At 39.5% G+C, this 17,424-nt stretch carries 19 protein-coding genes and 1 tRNA gene; 7 read left to right on the forward strand and 13 right to left on the reverse strand.

The annotated features are described in order from the left end of the window. Positions 1–21 precede the first annotated feature (21 nt). The 3 genes from OK414_RS20470 to OK414_RS20480 all read left to right on the forward strand — a co-directional run bounded on the left by OK414_RS20470 (position 22) and on the right by OK414_RS20480 (position 2,234). Entirely contained in the window at positions 22–540 is a 519-nt protein-coding gene (locus OK414_RS20470; RefSeq protein ID WP_034649541.1) for an acyl-CoA thioesterase, read from the forward strand. 75 nt (positions 541–615) lie between these two features. Continuing rightward, positions 616–1,296 carry a GntR family transcriptional regulator gene (locus tag OK414_RS20475; protein ID WP_034649538.1) on the forward strand — a complete coding sequence of 227 codons (681 nt, stop codon included), beginning with the start codon at positions 616–618 and terminating at the stop codon, positions 1,294–1,296. Continuing rightward, entirely contained in the window at positions 1,293–2,234 is a 942-nt protein-coding gene (locus tag OK414_RS20480; protein ID WP_013084583.1) for a multidrug resistance efflux transporter family protein, read from the forward strand. The genes OK414_RS20475 and OK414_RS20480 overlap by 4 nt, the downstream gene beginning before the upstream one ends. A gap of 41 nt (positions 2,235–2,275) precedes the next feature. On the opposite strand, the gene OK414_RS20485 is transcribed toward OK414_RS20480, so the two are convergent. The 3 genes from OK414_RS20485 to OK414_RS20495 form a co-directional block, all read right to left on the reverse strand. Further along, entirely contained in the window at positions 2,276–2,854 is a 579-nt protein-coding gene (locus OK414_RS20485) for a suppressor of fused domain protein (RefSeq protein ID WP_013084584.1), read from the reverse strand. A 223-nt stretch (positions 2,855–3,077) separates the two neighbouring features. Beyond that, positions 3,078–4,178: a M24 family metallopeptidase gene (locus OK414_RS20490; RefSeq protein WP_263044993.1), complete on the reverse strand. Its 1,101-nt coding sequence runs from the start codon at positions 4,176–4,178 to the stop codon at positions 3,078–3,080. 75 nt (positions 4,179–4,253) lie between these two features. Further along, the gene (locus OK414_RS20495; RefSeq protein WP_263044994.1) at positions 4,254–4,928 is read right to left on the reverse strand and encodes a hypothetical protein; all 675 of its coding nucleotides are present in this window, start codon (positions 4,926–4,928) and stop codon (positions 4,254–4,256) included. Between the two features lie 537 nt (positions 4,929–5,465). On the opposite strand from OK414_RS20495, the gene OK414_RS20500 reads away from it, so the two are divergent. Together OK414_RS20500 and OK414_RS20505 are read left to right on the forward strand one after the other, a co-directional pair. Beyond that, a complete protein-coding gene (locus OK414_RS20500; RefSeq protein WP_404932053.1) occupies positions 5,466–6,197 on the forward strand; it encodes an LCP family protein in 732 nt (243 codons plus the stop codon). Between the two features lie 214 nt (positions 6,198–6,411). After that, on the forward strand, positions 6,412–6,777 hold the full coding sequence (locus tag OK414_RS20505; RefSeq protein ID WP_014458652.1) for a hypothetical protein: 366 nt from the start codon (positions 6,412–6,414) through the stop codon (positions 6,775–6,777). 28 nt (positions 6,778–6,805) lie between these two features. Here OK414_RS20505 and OK414_RS20510 read toward each other — a convergent pair whose 3' ends face one another. The 6 genes from OK414_RS20510 to OK414_RS20535 form a co-directional block, all read right to left on the reverse strand. Beyond that, positions 6,806–7,324: an NAD(P)H-dependent oxidoreductase gene (locus OK414_RS20510; protein ID WP_013084589.1), complete on the reverse strand. Its 519-nt coding sequence runs from the start codon at positions 7,322–7,324 to the stop codon at positions 6,806–6,808. A gap of 139 nt (positions 7,325–7,463) precedes the next feature. Further along, on the reverse strand, positions 7,464–8,210 hold the full coding sequence (locus OK414_RS20515) for a TIGR02206 family membrane protein (RefSeq protein ID WP_263044996.1): 747 nt from the start codon (positions 8,208–8,210) through the stop codon (positions 7,464–7,466). An 18-nt stretch (positions 8,211–8,228) separates the two neighbouring features. After that, on the reverse strand, positions 8,229–8,399 hold the full coding sequence (locus OK414_RS20520; protein ID WP_263044997.1) for a hypothetical protein: 171 nt from the start codon (positions 8,397–8,399) through the stop codon (positions 8,229–8,231). Positions 8,400–8,541: 142 nt separating this feature from the next. Continuing rightward, positions 8,542–10,065 (reverse strand): ABC transporter permease/substrate-binding protein, encoded by a 1,524-nt coding sequence (locus OK414_RS20525; RefSeq protein ID WP_016765218.1) that lies wholly within the window; start codon positions 10,063–10,065, stop codon positions 8,542–8,544. Then, positions 10,065–11,015, reverse strand: a complete 951-nt coding sequence (locus OK414_RS20530; RefSeq protein ID WP_013084593.1) for an ABC transporter ATP-binding protein — start codon at positions 11,013–11,015, stop codon at positions 10,065–10,067. Before OK414_RS20530 ends, OK414_RS20525 begins: the two co-directional genes overlap by 1 nt. Positions 11,016–11,268: 253 nt before the next feature. Beyond that, positions 11,269–11,341, reverse strand: a tRNA-Thr gene (locus tag OK414_RS20535). Between the two features lie 210 nt (positions 11,342–11,551). Between OK414_RS20535 and OK414_RS20540 the strand changes: the two genes are divergently transcribed. Beyond that, entirely contained in the window at positions 11,552–12,604 is a 1,053-nt protein-coding gene (locus OK414_RS20540) for an aromatic ring-hydroxylating oxygenase subunit alpha (protein WP_034649526.1), read from the forward strand. Between the two features lie 34 nt (positions 12,605–12,638). On the opposite strand, the gene OK414_RS20545 is transcribed toward OK414_RS20540, so the two are convergent. Beyond that, positions 12,639–14,162, reverse strand: coding sequence for a DHA2 family efflux MFS transporter permease subunit (locus OK414_RS20545; RefSeq protein ID WP_263044998.1), 1,524 nt, complete (start codon positions 14,160–14,162; stop codon positions 12,639–12,641). Positions 14,163–14,425: 263 nt separating this feature from the next. On the opposite strand from OK414_RS20545, the gene OK414_RS20550 reads away from it, so the two are divergent. Then, entirely contained in the window at positions 14,426–15,328 is a 903-nt protein-coding gene (locus OK414_RS20550) for a TetR/AcrR family transcriptional regulator (protein ID WP_034649522.1), read from the forward strand. 79 nt (positions 15,329–15,407) lie between these two features. On the opposite strand, the gene OK414_RS20555 is transcribed toward OK414_RS20550, so the two are convergent. The 3 genes from OK414_RS20555 to OK414_RS20565 all read right to left on the reverse strand — a co-directional run bounded on the left by OK414_RS20555 (position 15,408) and on the right by OK414_RS20565 (position 17,408). Further along, positions 15,408–15,542 (reverse strand): hypothetical protein, encoded by a 135-nt coding sequence (locus OK414_RS20555; protein WP_263045157.1) that lies wholly within the window; start codon positions 15,540–15,542, stop codon positions 15,408–15,410. A 126-nt stretch (positions 15,543–15,668) separates the two neighbouring features. After that, entirely contained in the window at positions 15,669–16,490 is an 822-nt protein-coding gene (locus OK414_RS20560; protein WP_013058617.1) for a carbohydrate ABC transporter permease, read from the reverse strand. Positions 16,491–16,505: 15 nt separating this feature from the next. Beyond that, a complete protein-coding gene (locus OK414_RS20565; RefSeq protein ID WP_034649519.1) occupies positions 16,506–17,408 on the reverse strand; it encodes a carbohydrate ABC transporter permease in 903 nt (300 codons plus the stop codon). Positions 17,409–17,424 lie beyond the last annotated feature (16 nt).

The following is a 17,424-nucleotide window of genomic DNA, read 5'->3' on the forward strand; positions in this document are numbered from 1 at the left end:
CAGTTTGAAGGAGTGTTTTCAATGAGTGAAAAAGCAGTACTTTGCAGCGTCTCACGAGTAGTCAAATCACAGCACATTTTTCCAAATGACCTAAACAATCATCACACCCTTTTTGGGGGGAAAATTGTCGCTGACATGGACATGACGGCTTCTCTTTCAGCAGCTAAACATTCCCGAAAGACGTGTGTTACGGCTTCCATTGATCACGTTGATTTTATCGAACCCGTCACCGAAGAAGATTTTATTTCATATGAAGCATTCGTTGTTGTTACAGGAAAAAGCTCCATGATTATTTTTGTTAAAGTGATTGCCGAAAATTTGTTAACGGGCATTAAGCGTATTGCAGCTACTTCTTTTCTCACCTTTGTTGCGTTAGAAAACGGGAAACCTGCCTCCGTTCCTCAAGTTATTGCTCAAACTGAAGAAGAAAAAAGTCTTCAAAAAGTAGCTCTTGAACGAAAAGAGTCCAAAAAAACGCAGGTTGAGCACAGCAAAGCGATTGCGAGCATTTTATCTAAATCTTTGCGCAGCAGTAATTAAGCTCTTCATCTAAAAAGCAGCTGTCTGCTTTTTAGACGAAGTTTTTTTAGTTTTCACATTGTTATTTAATGTAATATGCGATATATTGGTTTTATGAAAAATAACATTCAACCTCTCAAACGACTTTCTTTAAGGGAAGAAGTCTATCAAACACTTAAACACAATATTGTCATGCTTGAATTTCATCCGGAACAAAAGCTTCAGGATAAAGAACTGGCTGAGCAGTTTGGAGTTAGCCGCACTCCTGTTCGAGAAGCATTAAAAAGGCTTGAAGATGAAGGCCTTGTCCAAACGACACCTGGTTCTTCTACAAAAGTGGCTCCATTAAACCTTGAGGAGGCAAAACAATCTTTTATTGTCGTCGCAGCTCTTCATGCACTTGCTGCTAAGCTGGCTTGTACTTCGTTACAAGAAAAAGATATGGGCGAACTAATCAAACACAATCAATCTCTAGAACATGCAATCAAAACAAGAAATGTCCTTAAAGCGATCGAAGCGGATGAAACATTTCATTCCATCTTTTTAAAACGGGCGAACAATATAGAGCTAGAACGTGTTGTAAAACAAACAAGCGCCAAAATTCAGCGTCTGGAAATCGCTCGTTTTTCGTCTCTTGCTAGTCTTGCTTCGGTTGATCAGCACAAAGAAATCATAAATGCTTGCGGTCAAAAAGATGCCGCACTGACATCGCAGCTTGTGGAAACGAACTGGCTGACGCTAGGTGAAGCGCTGACAAGTGAGGAGGAATCCAAGTGAAGCCTCTTTTATTAGGCATTGCTGCATCATTCTTTTTTGCTTTTACATTCGTTTTAAATCGAGCGATGGATTTATCCGGAGGCAGCTGGGCGTGGAGCGCGTCGCTGCGCTATTTTTTTATGGTACCTCTTTTGCTTGTGCTCGTTTATTTTTGGGGTGGTATTAAACCTGTGGTGGCAGAAATAAAAGCTCAGCCTCAAAAATGGCTGCTTTGGAGCACGGTTGGATTTGGGTTATTTTACGCTCCTCTTTGTTTTGCTTCAGCCTACGGTCCCGGCTGGCTTATTGCAGGAACTTGGCAAATCACAATTTTATCGGGGTCTCTCCTAGCTCCTTTGTTTTACAAGGAAGGAAAGAAGCGAGGAGGCATTCCCTTCAAGCAGCTAGGTTTTTCGTTTATTATTTTAATAGGAGTTGTGCTCATGCAGCTTGAGCACGCGACTGAACTGTCGGCCGCTACTGCCTTGCTTTGTACCATTCCCATTTTAATTGCCTCTTTTGCGTACCCGCTTGGCAACCGTAAAATGATGGAAGTGTCGTCACTTAATACGTTTCAGCGCGTGCTTGGAATGACGCTTTCAAGCCTGCCGTTTTGGATTATTCTTTCTGTCTATGCCTGCGTGACCGATGGACTGCCAAAAACCACTCAGATTTATCAAAGCAGTTTAGTTGCCTTACTTTCAGGAGTATGTGCAACAGTTTTATTTTTTGCAGCAACCGACCTTGTTAAAAAAGATTCTCAAAAGCTAGGTGCAGTTGAAGCTACACAATCGATGGAAGTTTTATTTGCCCTGCTAGGAGAGGTCTTCCTTCTATCAAGTCCTTTGCCATCGATTCTTTCTTGGGTTGGAATGGGAGTTATCATAGCAGGCATGGTCCTTCACAGCTACCAAACAAGTCATAAAAAAGCTATACCGCAAAAAGAATTGACCTACTAATTAATAACAAAAAAGAGCGTCTTAGTCGGCGCTCTTTTTGTTTATACAACAGACCTTCTTTCTAAATTGAAGACATTCACCTGCTCAGCATCAAAGCGGCTTAGCAACGAATCTACTCCATACTCAAGTGCAAAAGCACGTTCATTTTCTGAAATCGGAACGGCCTGCAGGAACGTTACTTTTTTATCAGATAGTTCAATCGTTGAAAAATTATCCCATAAAAACGGCGGAATCAGCAAAATGTGCTGCATATGAAAGCTGTCATCAAGAACTGCAATAACATCTTTATAAATAGCTCCTGGGAAGATGGACACATGAGATTTCATCATATGGAAAATACAGTTTGCTAAAATAGCAGAATAAATACCGAATTCCTCATGACAAGCCCCAACGATTTCAATTCGAAGCGGGATCCCTCCAACTGTATAGCCTGTCGGACATTGATGTCCCCCGAGCGTTGCATACGCGGTTACGTCTTGACGCGGATGGTTTTCACACGCCACAACGTGAATACCATGCTTTTTTCTTTCATCTGAATAATCTTCAATTCGATCCTTTTGACCAAATACATCTATTGCTTTATGTATAATTAATTCTTCATCTTTTGTAAAATTACTCATAAAAAACCTCCTTGCTTGCGACCTTAAAAAGCTCCCTACTGTACAGCATATACTACTGCACTCGCTTACGATATAGTTTTTAGAAAATGTGATAGAAATGTTATCGTTTCGTAACATACTATGATATTGTATCAAGAAGCAAACGAGAAACCTTAACCAATTTTTTCTTTTCCCATAAAAAATAGAGCCTGCACCATGGCAGCCTCTATTTTTTATGACATTATTATGAAATAATTTGTAATTCTTTTGGGTACTTCGTTAACGTTTCGTATCCATCTTTTGTAATGATTACATCATCTTCGATACGCACGCCTCCAAGTCCTGGAATATAGATACCCGGTTCAATTGTATATACCATGCCTTCTTGAAGCACATCATCATTGTTACGGCTCATTGAAGGAAACTCATGCACGCTAATACCAAGACCATGACCAAGACGATGCAAGAAATACTCTCCATATCCTGCTTCTGTAATAATATTGCGTGCTACCATGTCCAAGTCGCCAATTCGAGTGCCGGGCTTGGAAGCTTCAAGTGCTGCCTGCTCAGCGCGCTGTACCGTTTCATAGATTTCTTTTTGCTTATCATTAATAGACTTGTAAGCAACTGTACGTGTAATATCTGAACAGTATCCGTCTAGCACTACACCTAAATCGAACAGAACCATATCTCCTGGCTTTAACGTGCGAAGACCTGGGTTCCCATGCGCTTCTCCCGTTTTTTCACCAAATAAAACCATCGTTGAAAACGACATCTCACGAATTCCTTTTCGCTTTAGCTCGTATTCAATTTTAGCGAGAACATCCATTTCCGTAATGCCTTCTTTCAAAGCAGCTACGCCTATTTCTACACCTAAATCAGCTAAGGCAGCTGCCTTTTGCAGAATCTCAACTTCACGCTCATCTTTAATTAAACGCAGCTGATTTAACTTCTCTTCTGCTCCGACTAGCTCAGCGTTTGGATATAGGCTAAGCAGTTCTTCGGCTCTCGCATACAGCAGCTGCTCTTTCTCTACAGCAACCTTTTTCACATCTATTACGTTTCGTTTATGTAAAGCTTCTTTAATAAGTTCCCAAGGATTTTGATGATCTTCATATCCAATCACATCAAACTTCCAGCCCGCTTCTTTTGCTTGTCCTACTTCCATTGATGGACAAACAAGCATCGGCTCCGCTTCGTTAAACACAAATAAGCCAAGTAAACGCTCATGCGGATCCGTGTGAAATCCAGTTAAATAAAATACGTTTTCGGTTGACGAAATAAAGGCCGTTTCTACATTCTTTTCTTTTAGCCACGATACAACTTTTTGTAAACGTGCTTCCATTAAAAAAACCCCTTTCATTGTGCAATATTACTATTATAACATAGTTATTTAGCAATATTGTACAATGAATAGAGGTTAAGACAAAGCCGCGTGAAGAGTAGTAAGCTGCTCTTTAATCGCTTTTCGCTGAATACTTACTTTCATCAGCCAGCCATTTTCTCCGTATCTATAAATAAATTCGTACGTACCTTTAGGAAAATATTCTTTTACCAGCATGTCCCGGTTTTCAACAAATCCCGGATCGCCAATAAAATAGGTACCTTCTTCAAGCGGAAGCTCATGAACTTTTTTTTCTAGCTGCTTCTCTTCGTCTTCGTCATCATCTATCACTATGTGCAGACCGTATTCATCACGCACAACATCGAATTCACCGTTTTGTTCAAGCTCGAGCACTGGCACCACTTGTCCATTTACCGTTAGCAGCTGCTTCGTTCCTTCAAGGACCTGGGACCAGTGATCATCGTATAAAGTAGAAGAATAAAAAATATATCCCTGAGATTTATATAATAAAAGCAGCTGTTCAAAATGATTTTTCACTTGTTCTTTATCAAACAGAATAACAAAATGCTTTCGATAGAAAAAACTTGTAAAAGGCAGAATAGACGATTGATTAAGCTCTTTAATTATTTCAGCACTATCTTTACCTGAAATAATAGCTCCGGTCAATTCCCCCGCGCCATAAGGTTTCCAATGACTTAACGCCGCTTCTGGAATCAGCACAAGGTTCGAAGATGACACATATATACTCATTCGCTTCACTCCTTTTTTCTATATTTAGACCTATATTTGATTCTCCCAAAATGGAGACTTTCCTCTTATTCCATTCTTAAAAGACAGAACTTTTCCCCTAACTATGATAGATTATAACAAAGATTCTTGAAAAAAATAACCTTTATTTCCTCTTTCTTCTATTTGTAAACTTCTCTTATTTTAGCTGTCTTCGCAGATTTACTAGTGAACGTACTTGCTAATCTAATTCCTTAGTGTTAATTTTATTATGTCGTTTTATAATTTTTTGCATAATTGGTTTCAAACAAAAAAGTATTAATATTTTTGAATGCGATGGTGAGACATTTGGAAGAACGTACAGAACGTAAACAACATAAAAGAAAAAAGCAAAGAAAAAAGAAACGCTTTAGAAAGCTACTTCTTTTCTTTCTCATTCTTGTAATCGCCGCTGGTGCGTATGTGTATTATCAATACCAACAAGGGTTAGCAGAAGCAGACGGAGCTTTTGGGAAAGATGGACAATTTGATTTTAATGGTGCAAGTGCCAATTTAGATAGCATGAATGTGCTGCTTCTTGGAATTGACTCTCGAGGTGAAGAACATTCGCGTGCCGATACAATCATGATTGCTCATTATGACAAAGACAGCAATCAGCCTAAACTTGTTTCTTTGATGCGTGATTCATATGTGGATATTCCTGGACATGGCAAAAACAAATTAAATTCAGCCTATGCATTTGGCGGGCCCGAATTAATGCGTAAGACAATTAAAGAAAATTTCGGCGTAGATGTAAACTATTATGCCGTTGTTGATTTTAAAGGCTTTTCTAAAGTTGCCGATACGATTGCCCCTGAGGGAATTACGGTTACCGTGCCGCACGAAATGTCATCAGGAATTGGCATGACGCTAAAACCTGGAAAACAAACTCTTCACGGAGATAAATTACTAGGATACGTGCGATTCCGACATGATAGCCAAAGTGATTTCGGGCGCGTGAAGCGTCAACAAGAAGTGATCGGTAAATTAATGGATGAAGCTCTTCAAGTAAAGACGCTGGCGAAAGCTCCTAAGCTATGGGGCGTCATTGATCCATATGTGGATACAAATATTCCGCCAAAAACATTTATTGTGATAGGAAAAGATTTTTTAGTTGGAAATCAGCCAGATTTAAAATCTCTTCGTTTACCGGTTGAAGGTTCCTATTCAAATGAACGAATATCCGGTATTGGTGCTGTTTTAAGCATCGACCTTGAAGAAAACAAACAAGCGTTACAGTCATTTTTAAATTAGGAAAAGGTGTCCATTGGCGGACACCTTTTTTTATACTATTCAAAAAAACTTCTGTTTTTCCTCCCTATCCTTCAAAAAAATTTGAGCTTCGACAAAAAATGAAGCCATTTTCCAGGAAACAGCTATTTCTTTGAAGTTCTATTTTTCCTGTTACATGCGTATATGAAAAGAGAAGGACTTCTTTTTTATATTTTTGATTCAAGGAGATGAACGTATGAAATTATATGGTTTTCAATCTGAAGAAGAGCGTTCCTTTCTTCATTCTACTTATAAAGTAAACCCATTGCTTTCTCATACTGGAGATGTCAAAATTAGCTTTCTATCTTTTCAAGAAAATGATTATACCCCTCGTCAAGAAGCTACGATTCCACAGCTTCTATTAGTCGTTCACGGGGAAGGCTGGGTAGCTGGGGATAACGGCCTGAAAATTTATATCAAACAAGGTGAATCCGCATTTTGGAGAGCGGGAGAATCATTTGAAGTCGGGAGTCTAACGGCTATGACAGGATTACTCATTGAAGGATTAGATATCGCTCCTCAAAAGCTGCTTACTTCTTTTTCACGAACAAATGTAAATTAAAAAGCCGCGTTAACGCGGCTTTTTTTTATTATCTTAGTAATCGAGCGTAGCTTTCGGCACTATCTTGAATAACTTTGTCACTCAGGTCACCGCCTGCTCCTTGAAATAAAAATGGCGTTTGGAACTTCATACCTGTTAAATTTGCCGTAGCTTGAAACGGAAGAAGCAGATGATTCATTGGGTAACGGTTGTATCCCCCTTCTTGATAAGCTTCCGCAGGGCCTCCTGTCGAAGTAGCTACGACAAACTCTTTTCCCTGAAGTTTAGTACCTTTGCTTCCATAAGCCCATCCGTATGTTAAGACAACATCTTGCCACTCTTTTAAGAGTGCCGGTGAGCTGTACCAGTAAAATGGAAATTGAAAAACAATACGATCGAATTGAACAGCTAACTCCTGCTCTTTTTCTACATCAATTTTGAAATCGGGATAGTTTGCGTATAAATCATGAACGTACACATTCTCTTCTTTTTTTACTCGCTCTGCCCACGCTTTATTAATGCGAGAAGATGCTAAGTTTGGATGCGCTAAAATAACAAGTGTTTTCATTTTGCTACTCTCCTTCTAATGTCTGTGCTTGCTTTGTTTTTTCTATTTTTTACGCTTGCCTCTCACGGCTTGCTCAGTCATTCTTTCCTTTTCCTTCAGCAAATCCAAGTTAGTTTACACTTATAAACTACCAGTATTATCATTCTGCTTCAATAAAATTGACTTTGCTTTTATCACCTTTACTTTTTTTATGTATCCAAAACGGCAGATAAAGGACAAGAAAGCTAAGAATTATCATTCCTTCAATCCATACTAAATACCAAGGATGAGGTCCAAGAACATCCAGCAAGGAAGCGTGTTCTGGCTTTTTCATCATGTATAAATAATTCGCCCCGAGTAAACAATTCATGACATAGATAAAACCTCCGTACAGATTAACAAATACTACGCTTACCCACAAAGAACGAAACGTCGGCTCATATCTGCAAACAGCAATTAGCATACAGCAAGCAAGTACCACACCGCCATGCGATACATAAAACTGCACATAGCGAAACTGGGCATACGCATAGCCGCCAAGGTCTGGGGTAATCATCGCTTGAACAGAGCTGCTGATTCCTGCGAAGTACACAAAATAAAAAAGAAACCTGCTTTTGGTTATCAGCATAACAGCAGCCAGCAGCACGACTATATCACTGAGCTGAAGAGGCAAGGAAGTTTCAGCAGACCACTGATGGCAGCTGATTTCCCAAGCTTGGTAGGCTGTTTCTGAAGCAATTAGAATGAGTGAAAGCAAAATGAACACAAACCTCTTTTTTCGCAGCTGCTTTCGACACAAAAAAATAAATGCTCCTATAATCACGATAATAGCTAAAGTTACAAGATGTTCAACTGAAAAAAGCTGAAAGGAATGTTGTACAGGATGACACGTAAAAAATGAATTCATAAAAGCGCCTCCCTTCCATCAGAAAACAAGTTCGGTACCTTTAGCTTGTTCATAAGACCTCATTTTCATTAATGCTTCTCTCGCATTAAAAGGAGATTGAGACATAACGAAATCACGCCAATCTAAAGACGGACGAATGGTGTAAATAATCGAGTATGGATCACTTCTTGCACCGCAGTTGATTTCCATGCAAGGCTTCGCTTTCCGCGGGAGTCTTCGCGTTGCCCTCCAATCAACTGCTAGAACCAACTAAAATAAAAAGATCCGAACGATTCATCATTCGGATCTTCTTTCAACTAACATACTGTTATCCTAGCTTTTTTCTTCGTTTTTACTCTCTAATTAATCCTTTTTTCACTAAGAATTGATGAGCAACTTCTTCAGCCGTTTTTCCTTTCGCATTTACTTGATAGTTCATTTCACGCATTTCCTCATCACTGATTTTACCGCCCAGTTGATTTAAGATTTTTTTCAGTTCAGGGTGCTCTTTTAGCGTATCTTCACGAAGCACAGGCGCTCCTTGATACGGCGGGAAGAGCTGCTGATCGTCTTTTAAGACTTTCAAACCAAACTGTTTAATTTCAGGGTCCGTTGCGTAAGCATCAAGCATGTTAATATCGCCTTTTTCTACAGCGCGATAGCGAAGCTTCGGCTCCATGGTTTTAATATTCGGGAAGGTAAGGCCATATTCTTTTTGGATGCCTACATAGCCGTCTTCACGATCTTTAAACTCAAGCGTAAATCCTGCTTTTACTTTATCTGTTGCATTTGCCAAATCTGAAATAGTTGTTAGATTATTTTCTTTGGCAAATTCTTTTGTCACGGTCAATGTGTACGTATTATTAAACTTCATTGGATCTAAATAGACAAGACCGAATTTCTTTTGAAACTCTTCTTTTGCCTGCTTGTACACCTCTGTTTCATCTTTGCTGTCCGGCTGTTCCTTTAGATGCGTCACAATGGCTGTACCTGTATATTCAGGGTACAAATCAATTTCCTTGTTACGCAGAGCCTCAAATACAAATACCGTTTTCCCAAGCGACGAACGAAGATTTACTTTCATATCGGTTTGATCTTCAATTAATTCTTTGTACATATTAATTAAAATGTCTTGTTCTGCACCAATTTTCCCTCCGATAACAAGGTCTGGTTTTGTTGCGCTCATCGCTGCAAACGGAGAAACAAGAATGAGTATTAATACGATGATCATAATAAACGAGCGTTTTTTGGACCCTTCTTTAGCTGAGTGTTCAATCGTTCGCAGAATTCCATCAAAAATAAGCGCTAATAATGCTGCTGGAATGGCTCCTAATAAAATCAAACTATTATCGCTTCGGTCAATACCAAGCAAAATTAAGCTTCCGAGTCCGCCCGCTCCGATAAGAGCCACGATTGTCGCTGTGCCAATAATGAGTACCATCGCTGTGCGAATTCCGGCCATAATGACAGGAAGTGCTAGAGGAAGTTCTACTTTAATTAATCGTCTCCACGAGTTCATCCCCATGGCTTTGGATGCTTCAATTAAAGATGGGTCCACTTCTTTAATTCCGGTATATGTATTTCGTACAATAGGAAGAAGCGAATATAAAAACAGTGCAATAACCGCGGGAAAGGTTCCAATTCCGACAAGAGGAATCAGTAACCCTAATAAAGCGAGTGAAGGAATGGTTTGCAGTACGGCTGTTACGCCAATGATTGGTTCAGCAATGCGGTCATGCCTCGTTAAGTACAGTCCGAGCGGCACTGAAATTAATACGGCGATAACAAGAGCTAGTACTGAAATTTGAATGTGTTCAAGAAGAGCTTGAAACAGTGCATCTCCTCGTTGATCTAATAATGTGCTTAGTGCATTCATTACAGCGTGCCTCCTTCTTTCGTTTTATCAGAAAGAAACGCTAATAGAGTTTTGCGCGTTACAACGCCAATACGTTTGCTCCCTTTTTTCACGGCTATTGCTTCATGATCGTAAAGGGCGTCCATTGCCTGCTGAACAGTGGCAGTTGAAGCTAACTCTTCAGTAGGTTCTACGTCCGGCTGTTCACTTTCTTTGACAAACATATCCAATGTCTCAAATAAAGCATTGCCTTGATTTCCAATAAATGTTTTTACAAATTCATTTTTAGGCTTTTGAATGAATTCCTCCGGGGTTCCAACTTGAACAATTTCCCCATCTTTCATCAGGCAGATACGATCTCCAAGCGTCATCGCTTCGCTCATATCGTGCGTAACAAACACAAATGTTTTTTTGATTTTTTCTTTTAAACTAATAACATCTTGCTGAAGCTGTTCGCGGCTTAACGGATCGAGGGCACTAAAGGGTTCGTCCATTAAAATAACGGGGGGATCAGCTGCGAGGGCACGTGCTACACCTACACGTTGCTGCTGGCCACCTGAGAGCTCAGACGGCTTTCGGTTTCGATACTGCTTTGGGTCTAGTCCTACCAAAGTAAGCAGTTCATCAATGCGCGTTTTGATTTTATTTTTCTTCCAATGCTTCATCTCGGGTACAATGGCTATATTTTCAGCAATGGTCATATGGGGAAAAAGAGCAATCTGCTGCAGGACATAACCAATGTTCCAGCGTAGCTTATGTATGTTGTGGTCCGATACGAGCTTATCTTTTATGTATAGTTCTCCTTCGGTAATATCATGAAGACGGTTAATCATTTTTAAGGTGGTTGTTTTCCCACACCCACTCGGACCAATTAAAACGAAAAACTCTCCTTCTTTAATTTCTAGATTAATATTTTTCACGGCGGTCGTACCGTCTGGATATTGCTTTGACACATTCTTAAACGTAATCAAATTATCGTTCACCCTCCCTGTTGAAATTTAACCCCGAGTTTCGTGTACCCAATATTCAGAGGCAATAAACATTCTTTTAAGAATATTTCTAAATATGATTCATAAGACATAGGGAAAAAGATACACATATTTTCTCATAACCTCCTAATAAGGCTATCAAACTGTTAAAGTTTTCACAAGGCGGGAAAGAATAATTTTAAAGCCGACACAAATAAAAAAACCTTCTTTCAACAAAAAAGAAGGTTTTTTAGTATGCTAGCGACAGGGATCGAACCTGCGACCTCTTGCTTACCATGCAAGTGCTCTACCTACTGAGCTACACCAGCGTCTTGGAAAATTATATCACGTTTAAATTCATTTAGGAAGCGCTTTTTTAAATTTTTTTATTGGTATATTCTCTAATTTGCTTCTTCTGAAATTCGCACTTTCTACAAAGTTCCATATTTTATGTTAGAACTCCTTACATAAATTGTGTGAATTTTCTTTTTTTATATTACCCTTAGTAAAAGAGCTTACAAAAGAAGGGAAGAAAATAGATGGAACAACAACCAACCATGACCAAATCAAAAACGGCAACTCCCTACCCAAGAGACTGCACGTTCAGCCTGGAAGATTGGACGACGCTCGCTAAGTATTGGTACCCCGTCGCACGCTGCAGTGATGTAACAGAGAAACCAACGTCCGTAAAACTGCTAGATGTAAATCTAGTTCTATACCGTACCACACACAAAGTAGTAGCGGCTCGTGATTTATGCGTTCACCGAGGCACCCCCCTTAGTATGGGCTGGGTGGAAGATGATGAAATTGTCTGTCCTTACCACGGCTTCCGCTATGCAACGGACGGCGCATGCACGTCGATTCCAGCTCACCCTGATGCCAACATTTCTCCCCGCCTGTGTATGGCTGTCTATCCAGTTATTGAACGATTTGGATTAGTGTGGACTTCCCTGACAGGTGAACAAGATAACCTGCCTTACTTCGATGCGTGGGAGGCCCCTGATTTTCAGCAAATTGTTTGTCCCAGCTTTGATATCATGGGTTCGGCTGGTCGTCAAATGGAAGGCTTTTTAGACGTAGCTCATTTTGCTTGGGTGCACACGGACACATTTGGTGATCGAAACAACGCCTTTGTGCCTAAATATAAAGTAAGCGATACAGATTATGGGCTTCATGTAGAATATACGAGCACCGTGAGCAATTATTCCAAAGAACAGCAGCATTTAAATCCACCTGATTTTAAATGGCTTCGCGTCTTTGATGTTTATCCGCCGTTTACAGCTACGCTAAAAGTATACTTCCCAGAAGGCGCAGAGCTGTGGATTATGAATGCAGTCTCTCCTATTTCAGCCCGCGAAACACGTTTATTCGCACCAATCGCTCGAAACTTTGACAAAGATTCTCCCGTTGAAGGTGTGTATGACTTTAACCTTCGCGTCTTTGACGAAGACCGTGAAATGGTTGAAAACCAAAAGCCTGAAGACTTGCCTTTAGACCTGCAGATGGAAGCGCATATTATGGCTGATCAAACGTCCATCGGCTACCGGAAATTATTAAAGAAAATGGGCTTAAGCTTTAGATATACAAGCTAAAGAAATCCCCGCTGTCTCAGCGGGGATTTCTTTTTTATTTAGCAAACTGCTCGCGTCCTGCTTTTTCCTTTATCACTTCATCTTCACTTGCCGGCGTGGCGCGTTTCATAAACACTGAAAGAATTAAGGCAACCACCACTAGTACTACTGAGACGGCAAACGCATCGTTAATTCCTTGTACCATTGCCTGCATCCCAATTTGTTCTTTCATTTGAGCTGCCCCGGCTGCCGTTGCATTCGCTGCTCCTGCTCCGCTCATTGCATCTTGAGCAAGCTCTTTTGCGTGCGTAGCTGTACGATTTGACATCACCGTTACTAAAAGAGCCGAACCAATAGCTCCCGATACTTGTTGAAGCGTGTTATTCATCGCAGTACCATGCGGATTAAAGCGCTGCGGCAGCTGATTTAATCCGTTTGTCATAACTGGCATCATCACCATAGACATTCCGAACATGCGAAGCGTGTAAAGCGTAATGAGCGTTGTATATGTCGTATCAAGCTCTAAGTTACTGAAGAAATACGTCGTGACGGCTGTAATCGTTAGACCCGTTACAGCCAGTGCACGCGCTCCGAATTTATCAAATAATTTTCCGGTAATCGGAGACATCACACCCATTAGCAGCGCACCCGGAAGCATTAGTAATCCTGAGTGAAGCGGAGAAATGCCTCGTACCGTTTGAACATAAATTGGCATTAACAGCATGGCTGAGAATAACGCCATTGTGATTACCATTGAAATCGTTGACGATAAAGCAAACATTGGATATTTAAAAATACGGAATTCAAGCATAGGTGTTTTTAGCTTGAACTGACGCGTAATAAATAAAATCAGCGCCACAGCTCCTACGATAATGGTGCCGTATACTTCCACAGAATCCCAGCCTTTATCTCCTGCTGAGCTAAATCCGTATAGAAGTCCTCCAAATCCAATTGTAGATAACAAAAGAGATAAAAAATCCAAATTGATTTCCACTTTTTCTTTTTTGTCTTTTAATAGGAAGAAAGCACCTATTAATACAATTGCCGCGATTGGCGTAACAAGGTGGAACAGCATTCTCCACTCATAGTGTTCAATCAGCCACCCTGATAAGGTAGGACCAATTGCCGGAGCAAAAATCATAACTAAACCGAAGATCCCCATCGCAGCTCCGCGTTTTTCTAATGGGAAACTTGTGAGCAATACGTTCATTAAAAGCGGCATCATAATGGCTGCGCCTGATGCTTGAATAATACGAGCGGTTAACAAGACCGAAAATACGGACGAAGCACCGGCAAGTATTGTTCCTGCTGTAAATAAAGTCATAGCCGTTAAAAATAAGCCTCTGACAGAATAACGCTGAATTAAAAAAGCGGTAGTTGGAATCATAATACCATTTACTAACATATAACCAGTAGAAAGCCACTGGACAGTTGACGTTGTCACATCTAAGTCTTTCATAATAGACGGCAGCGCCACGTTTAATAACGTTTCATTCAACAATGAGATAAAAGCGCCAATTAACAAAATAGCAATTATGCCATAAGGCGGCTTTTCCATTTGATTTATCGATTGACTCATTATTGTACCTCCTTATACTTTAAGTTCATTTTTTAGACACACGTTCTACATAGAGTATATTATACTGTGAGTTCAATTTATGCAAGCGAAAAATCTTGCGTTCATGTCCTTTATTTTATCGACTTTTTTAGTCCTTTAATCCTTTTATCTCAATACATTGTCGTGATATCGCCTTTTTTTTGAAAAGAACATTTGTGTAAACGCTTTAAATCATGTATCATAAAGTTGGACCATGAGTCTAATTTTATATTTAGGTGATAATAATGAACAACCGAAAACAGCAAGTTGTAAAAAATGCACACCATCTCTTCGTTGAAAAAGGATTTCAAGCTACATCTATTCAAGACATCATTGATTATAGCGGCATTTCAAAAGGAACATTCTACAACTATTTTTCTTCAAAAAATGAATTATTAATCGCTGTTTTTACCTGGCTTCATACAACAATTGAACAAGAGCGAAATCAGCTGCTGGTTGGTAAAAGCCTGACCGATGTAGATGTGTTTGTTAAACAGATTGATGCACAGATGAAAAACCATCATAAACATAAATTTTTTACATTACTTGAAGAAGTATTTGTTTCCAATGATCCCGATTTAAAAGCATACATAAAAAACACCCAGTTTATTGAAGTAAACTGGGTTTACAAACGGTTCATTGATTTATTTGGACAAGAAAAGAAACCGTACCTGCTAGATTGTGCAATTATGTTTCTTGGCATGCTTCATCGCAACTTTCACTATAATTTTATGGTTAACGGCACAAATACTGACCCCCATGAGATCATAAGCTACAGTGTCAAGCGCCTGCTTCCTCTTGTAGAGGAAGTAGCAAATTCAGGAGACATTTTGCTCGATCCGCAAACGATTAAAGAATGGCTTCCATCTTGCCCGAATACTAAACATCAAATAGAACAGGACATTTCTGCAGCACTTATCGATTTAAAAAAACAGTTGCACAAACAATTTACGGATGAATTCGAACGTCAAAAATGCACAGAGCTTATTAGTTTTATTGAAGAAGAGCTGTTTAAACAGCCAAATCCCCGCAAGTTTGTTGTGGATAGTGCTCTTCATTCGTTAAAGCAGCTGTCTGTTAACAACAGTAAAACGACCCTAGAGGAACTGCAAACGATGATTGATCAGTATGTGAGTGAACGTCATTAAAAAGAGATTAAGACGTAACTAAATCCATCCAATTTAAAGACGAATAAATTGAATAAAGGAGTTAGTATAAGATTACTTGTTACACCGCTGTTGATTTCCGTACAAGACTTGGCTTTCTGCGGGCGGCCGGTGAGCCTCCTCGTCGCGTACGCTTCTGCGGGGCCTTACCTGTTCCGCTTTTCCCGCAGGAGTCTTCGCCTTGCCCTTTCATCAACTGCTAAAAGCGACTAAACATATGAAATTCACGTTCATCATAATAACAAAAAACGAACGATTAATATTTTTTAATTAATCGTTCGTTTATAATTCTAACTAAAATATTTTTATCCCAGCCTCTTTTTTATTTTCCTCCAGTAAACGAGATTCCTTTAATAAAATATTTATTAAAAAACGCATAAATGAGTAAAATGGGAAGTGTAAAAACCATGGAAGCTGCCATAATATAGTTCCAATAACTGATATACTGACCTTTAAATGTGTTAAGCCCTAAAGTTAATGTAAACATATTTTCATCAGACATCACAATTAAAGGCTTCATAAAATCATTCCAAAATCCCATAAATACAAAAATCGTTTGTGCTGCTAAGGCAGGTTTTGCAAGTGGAAGGACTATTTTGAAGAATGTTCCAAACTTCGATAACCCATCCAACTCCGCTGCTTCTTCAAGCTCTTTTGGGAAATTAATAAAAAATTGACGCATCATAAATATAAAAGTCGCATTTACCATTCCGGGTACAATCATTCCCTGATAGGTATTTAACCAGCCTAACTCTTTCAAAATTAAAAAATTAGGGATCATGGTTACTTGTCCAGGAATCATAAGCACAGCTAAAATAATAATAAACAAACTTTTCTTTCCCGGGAAACTGAGGCGTGCAAGGGCATAACCAGCCATTGAGTTAAATAGCAAATTCAGTGCTGTTCCTACTACAGCAATAAATAAGCTATTAAACATCCAGCGCGGGAACAGCTTTTGTTCCACAAAAATTTGTTTATAGTTGTCTAGCGTAAAGTGTTTTGGAATAAAGTTCACCGTACCTGACACAATTTCTTCAAGCGTTTTAAAAGAAGCTGACAGCGCCCAAATAAATGGAATTAGCGTAATCAGTGCGTATATGCTTAAAATAGCATATAAAATGAGGACCCCCGTTTTTTTCTTCATCTTTTTCTTCCCCCCTTAGTACATACTTTCTTCTTTTGAAAACTTTCGCTGAATAACCGTTGCCACCAAAATCACGAGCGCCAACATAAAGGCTAGTGCTGCAGCATATCCCATGGTTCCTAAATTTTTAAATGCATATTGATAAATAAGAAGAACAACAGTTAGAGTCGAGTTATTAGGTCCCCCTGAACCTCCTGAAAAAATAAACGATTGATCAAACAGCTGAAACGTGCCAATTAGTCCCATGATCACCACGAAAGATGTAACCGGACGCAGATTCGGAACTGTAATATGCCAAAATCGTTGAAACACATTAGCACCGTCTAACTGAGCTGCTTCATACAGCGAATCGGGTACGTCCTGCAAAGCTGCCAAATAAATAACCATAAAAAATGGAGCTGTTGCCCAAATGTTCATAATCATAATGGCAATCAAAGCGACCTGCGGATCTCCAAGCCAATTGTAAGTTGGGAGACCGATAAACTTTAAAAACTCATTCACAATCCCATTTTGATTGTACATCCACATAAAAATAAGCGTTAATACGGCCGATGATGTAAGCGTTGGTAAAAAATAAATAATACGAAAAACTTTTTCTGCTTTTAGCCCTGCATTTAATGTGGCAGCCAGTATAAGTGCCAATGCGGTTTGTACCGGCACAACAATTACTACATACTTCACCGTATTCCAAAGAGCAATTTTAGCCTTGTCATCTTCCAGAACCTTCATGTAGTTCTCAAGCCCTCGAAAATGGAACTCAGTCCCACCCAGTAATTGAACTTTATGTAAAGATAAAAAGATGGCGTAAAAAATAGGTGCAATAACAAATAACAAAAGCACAAACAGTGTAGGTGACATAAAAGCATATCCTTGCCCAACATCACGAGGTTTGTATGTTCGTATTTTTCTGTTTTTCATTTCCTCCACTCCCCCG

Source organism: Priestia sp. JV24 (assembly GCF_025910025.1).
GTDB classification, from domain to species: domain Bacteria; phylum Bacillota; class Bacilli; order Bacillales; family Bacillaceae_H; genus Priestia; species Priestia megaterium.

Excerpts from the sequence above, each read along its gene's own strand:
- OK414_RS20470 (WP_034649541.1), top strand. The coding sequence starts at position 22 with ATGAGTGAAAAAGCAGTACTTTGCAGCGTCTCACGAGTAGTCAAATCA.
- OK414_RS20475 (WP_034649538.1), top strand. The coding sequence starts at position 616 with ATGCGATATATTGGTTTTATGAAAAATAACATTCAACCTCTCAAACGA.
- OK414_RS20485 (WP_013084584.1), bottom strand. The coding sequence starts at position 2,854 with ATGAGTAATTTTACAAAAGATGAAGAATTAATTATACATAAAGCAATA.
- OK414_RS20490 (WP_263044993.1), bottom strand. The coding sequence starts at position 4,178 with ATGGAAGCACGTTTACAAAAAGTTGTATCGTGGCTAAAAGAAAAGAAT.
- OK414_RS20495 (WP_263044994.1), bottom strand. The coding sequence starts at position 4,928 with ATGAGTATATATGTGTCATCTTCGAACCTTGTGCTGATTCCAGAAGCG.
- OK414_RS20500 (WP_404932053.1), top strand. The coding sequence starts at position 5,466 with ATGAATGTGCTGCTTCTTGGAATTGACTCTCGAGGTGAAGAACATTCG.
- OK414_RS20505 (WP_014458652.1), top strand. The coding sequence starts at position 6,412 with ATGAAATTATATGGTTTTCAATCTGAAGAAGAGCGTTCCTTTCTTCAT.
- OK414_RS20510 (WP_013084589.1), bottom strand. The coding sequence starts at position 7,324 with ATGAAAACACTTGTTATTTTAGCGCATCCAAACTTAGCATCTTCTCGC.
- OK414_RS20515 (WP_263044996.1), bottom strand. The coding sequence starts at position 8,210 with ATGAATTCATTTTTTACGTGTCATCCTGTACAACATTCCTTTCAGCTT.
- OK414_RS20520 (WP_263044997.1), bottom strand. The coding sequence starts at position 8,399 with ATGGAAATCAACTGCGGTGCAAGAAGTGATCCATACTCGATTATTTAC.
- OK414_RS20525 (WP_016765218.1), bottom strand. The coding sequence starts at position 10,065 with ATGAATGCACTAAGCACATTATTAGATCAACGAGGAGATGCACTGTTT.
- OK414_RS20540 (WP_034649526.1), top strand. The coding sequence starts at position 11,552 with ATGGAACAACAACCAACCATGACCAAATCAAAAACGGCAACTCCCTAC.
- OK414_RS20545 (WP_263044998.1), bottom strand. The coding sequence starts at position 14,162 with ATGAGTCAATCGATAAATCAAATGGAAAAGCCGCCTTATGGCATAATT.
- OK414_RS20550 (WP_034649522.1), top strand. The coding sequence starts at position 14,426 with ATGAACAACCGAAAACAGCAAGTTGTAAAAAATGCACACCATCTCTTC.
- OK414_RS20560 (WP_013058617.1), bottom strand. The coding sequence starts at position 16,490 with ATGAAGAAAAAAACGGGGGTCCTCATTTTATATGCTATTTTAAGCATA.
- OK414_RS20565 (WP_034649519.1), bottom strand. The coding sequence starts at position 17,408 with ATGAAAAACAGAAAAATACGAACATACAAACCTCGTGATGTTGGGCAA.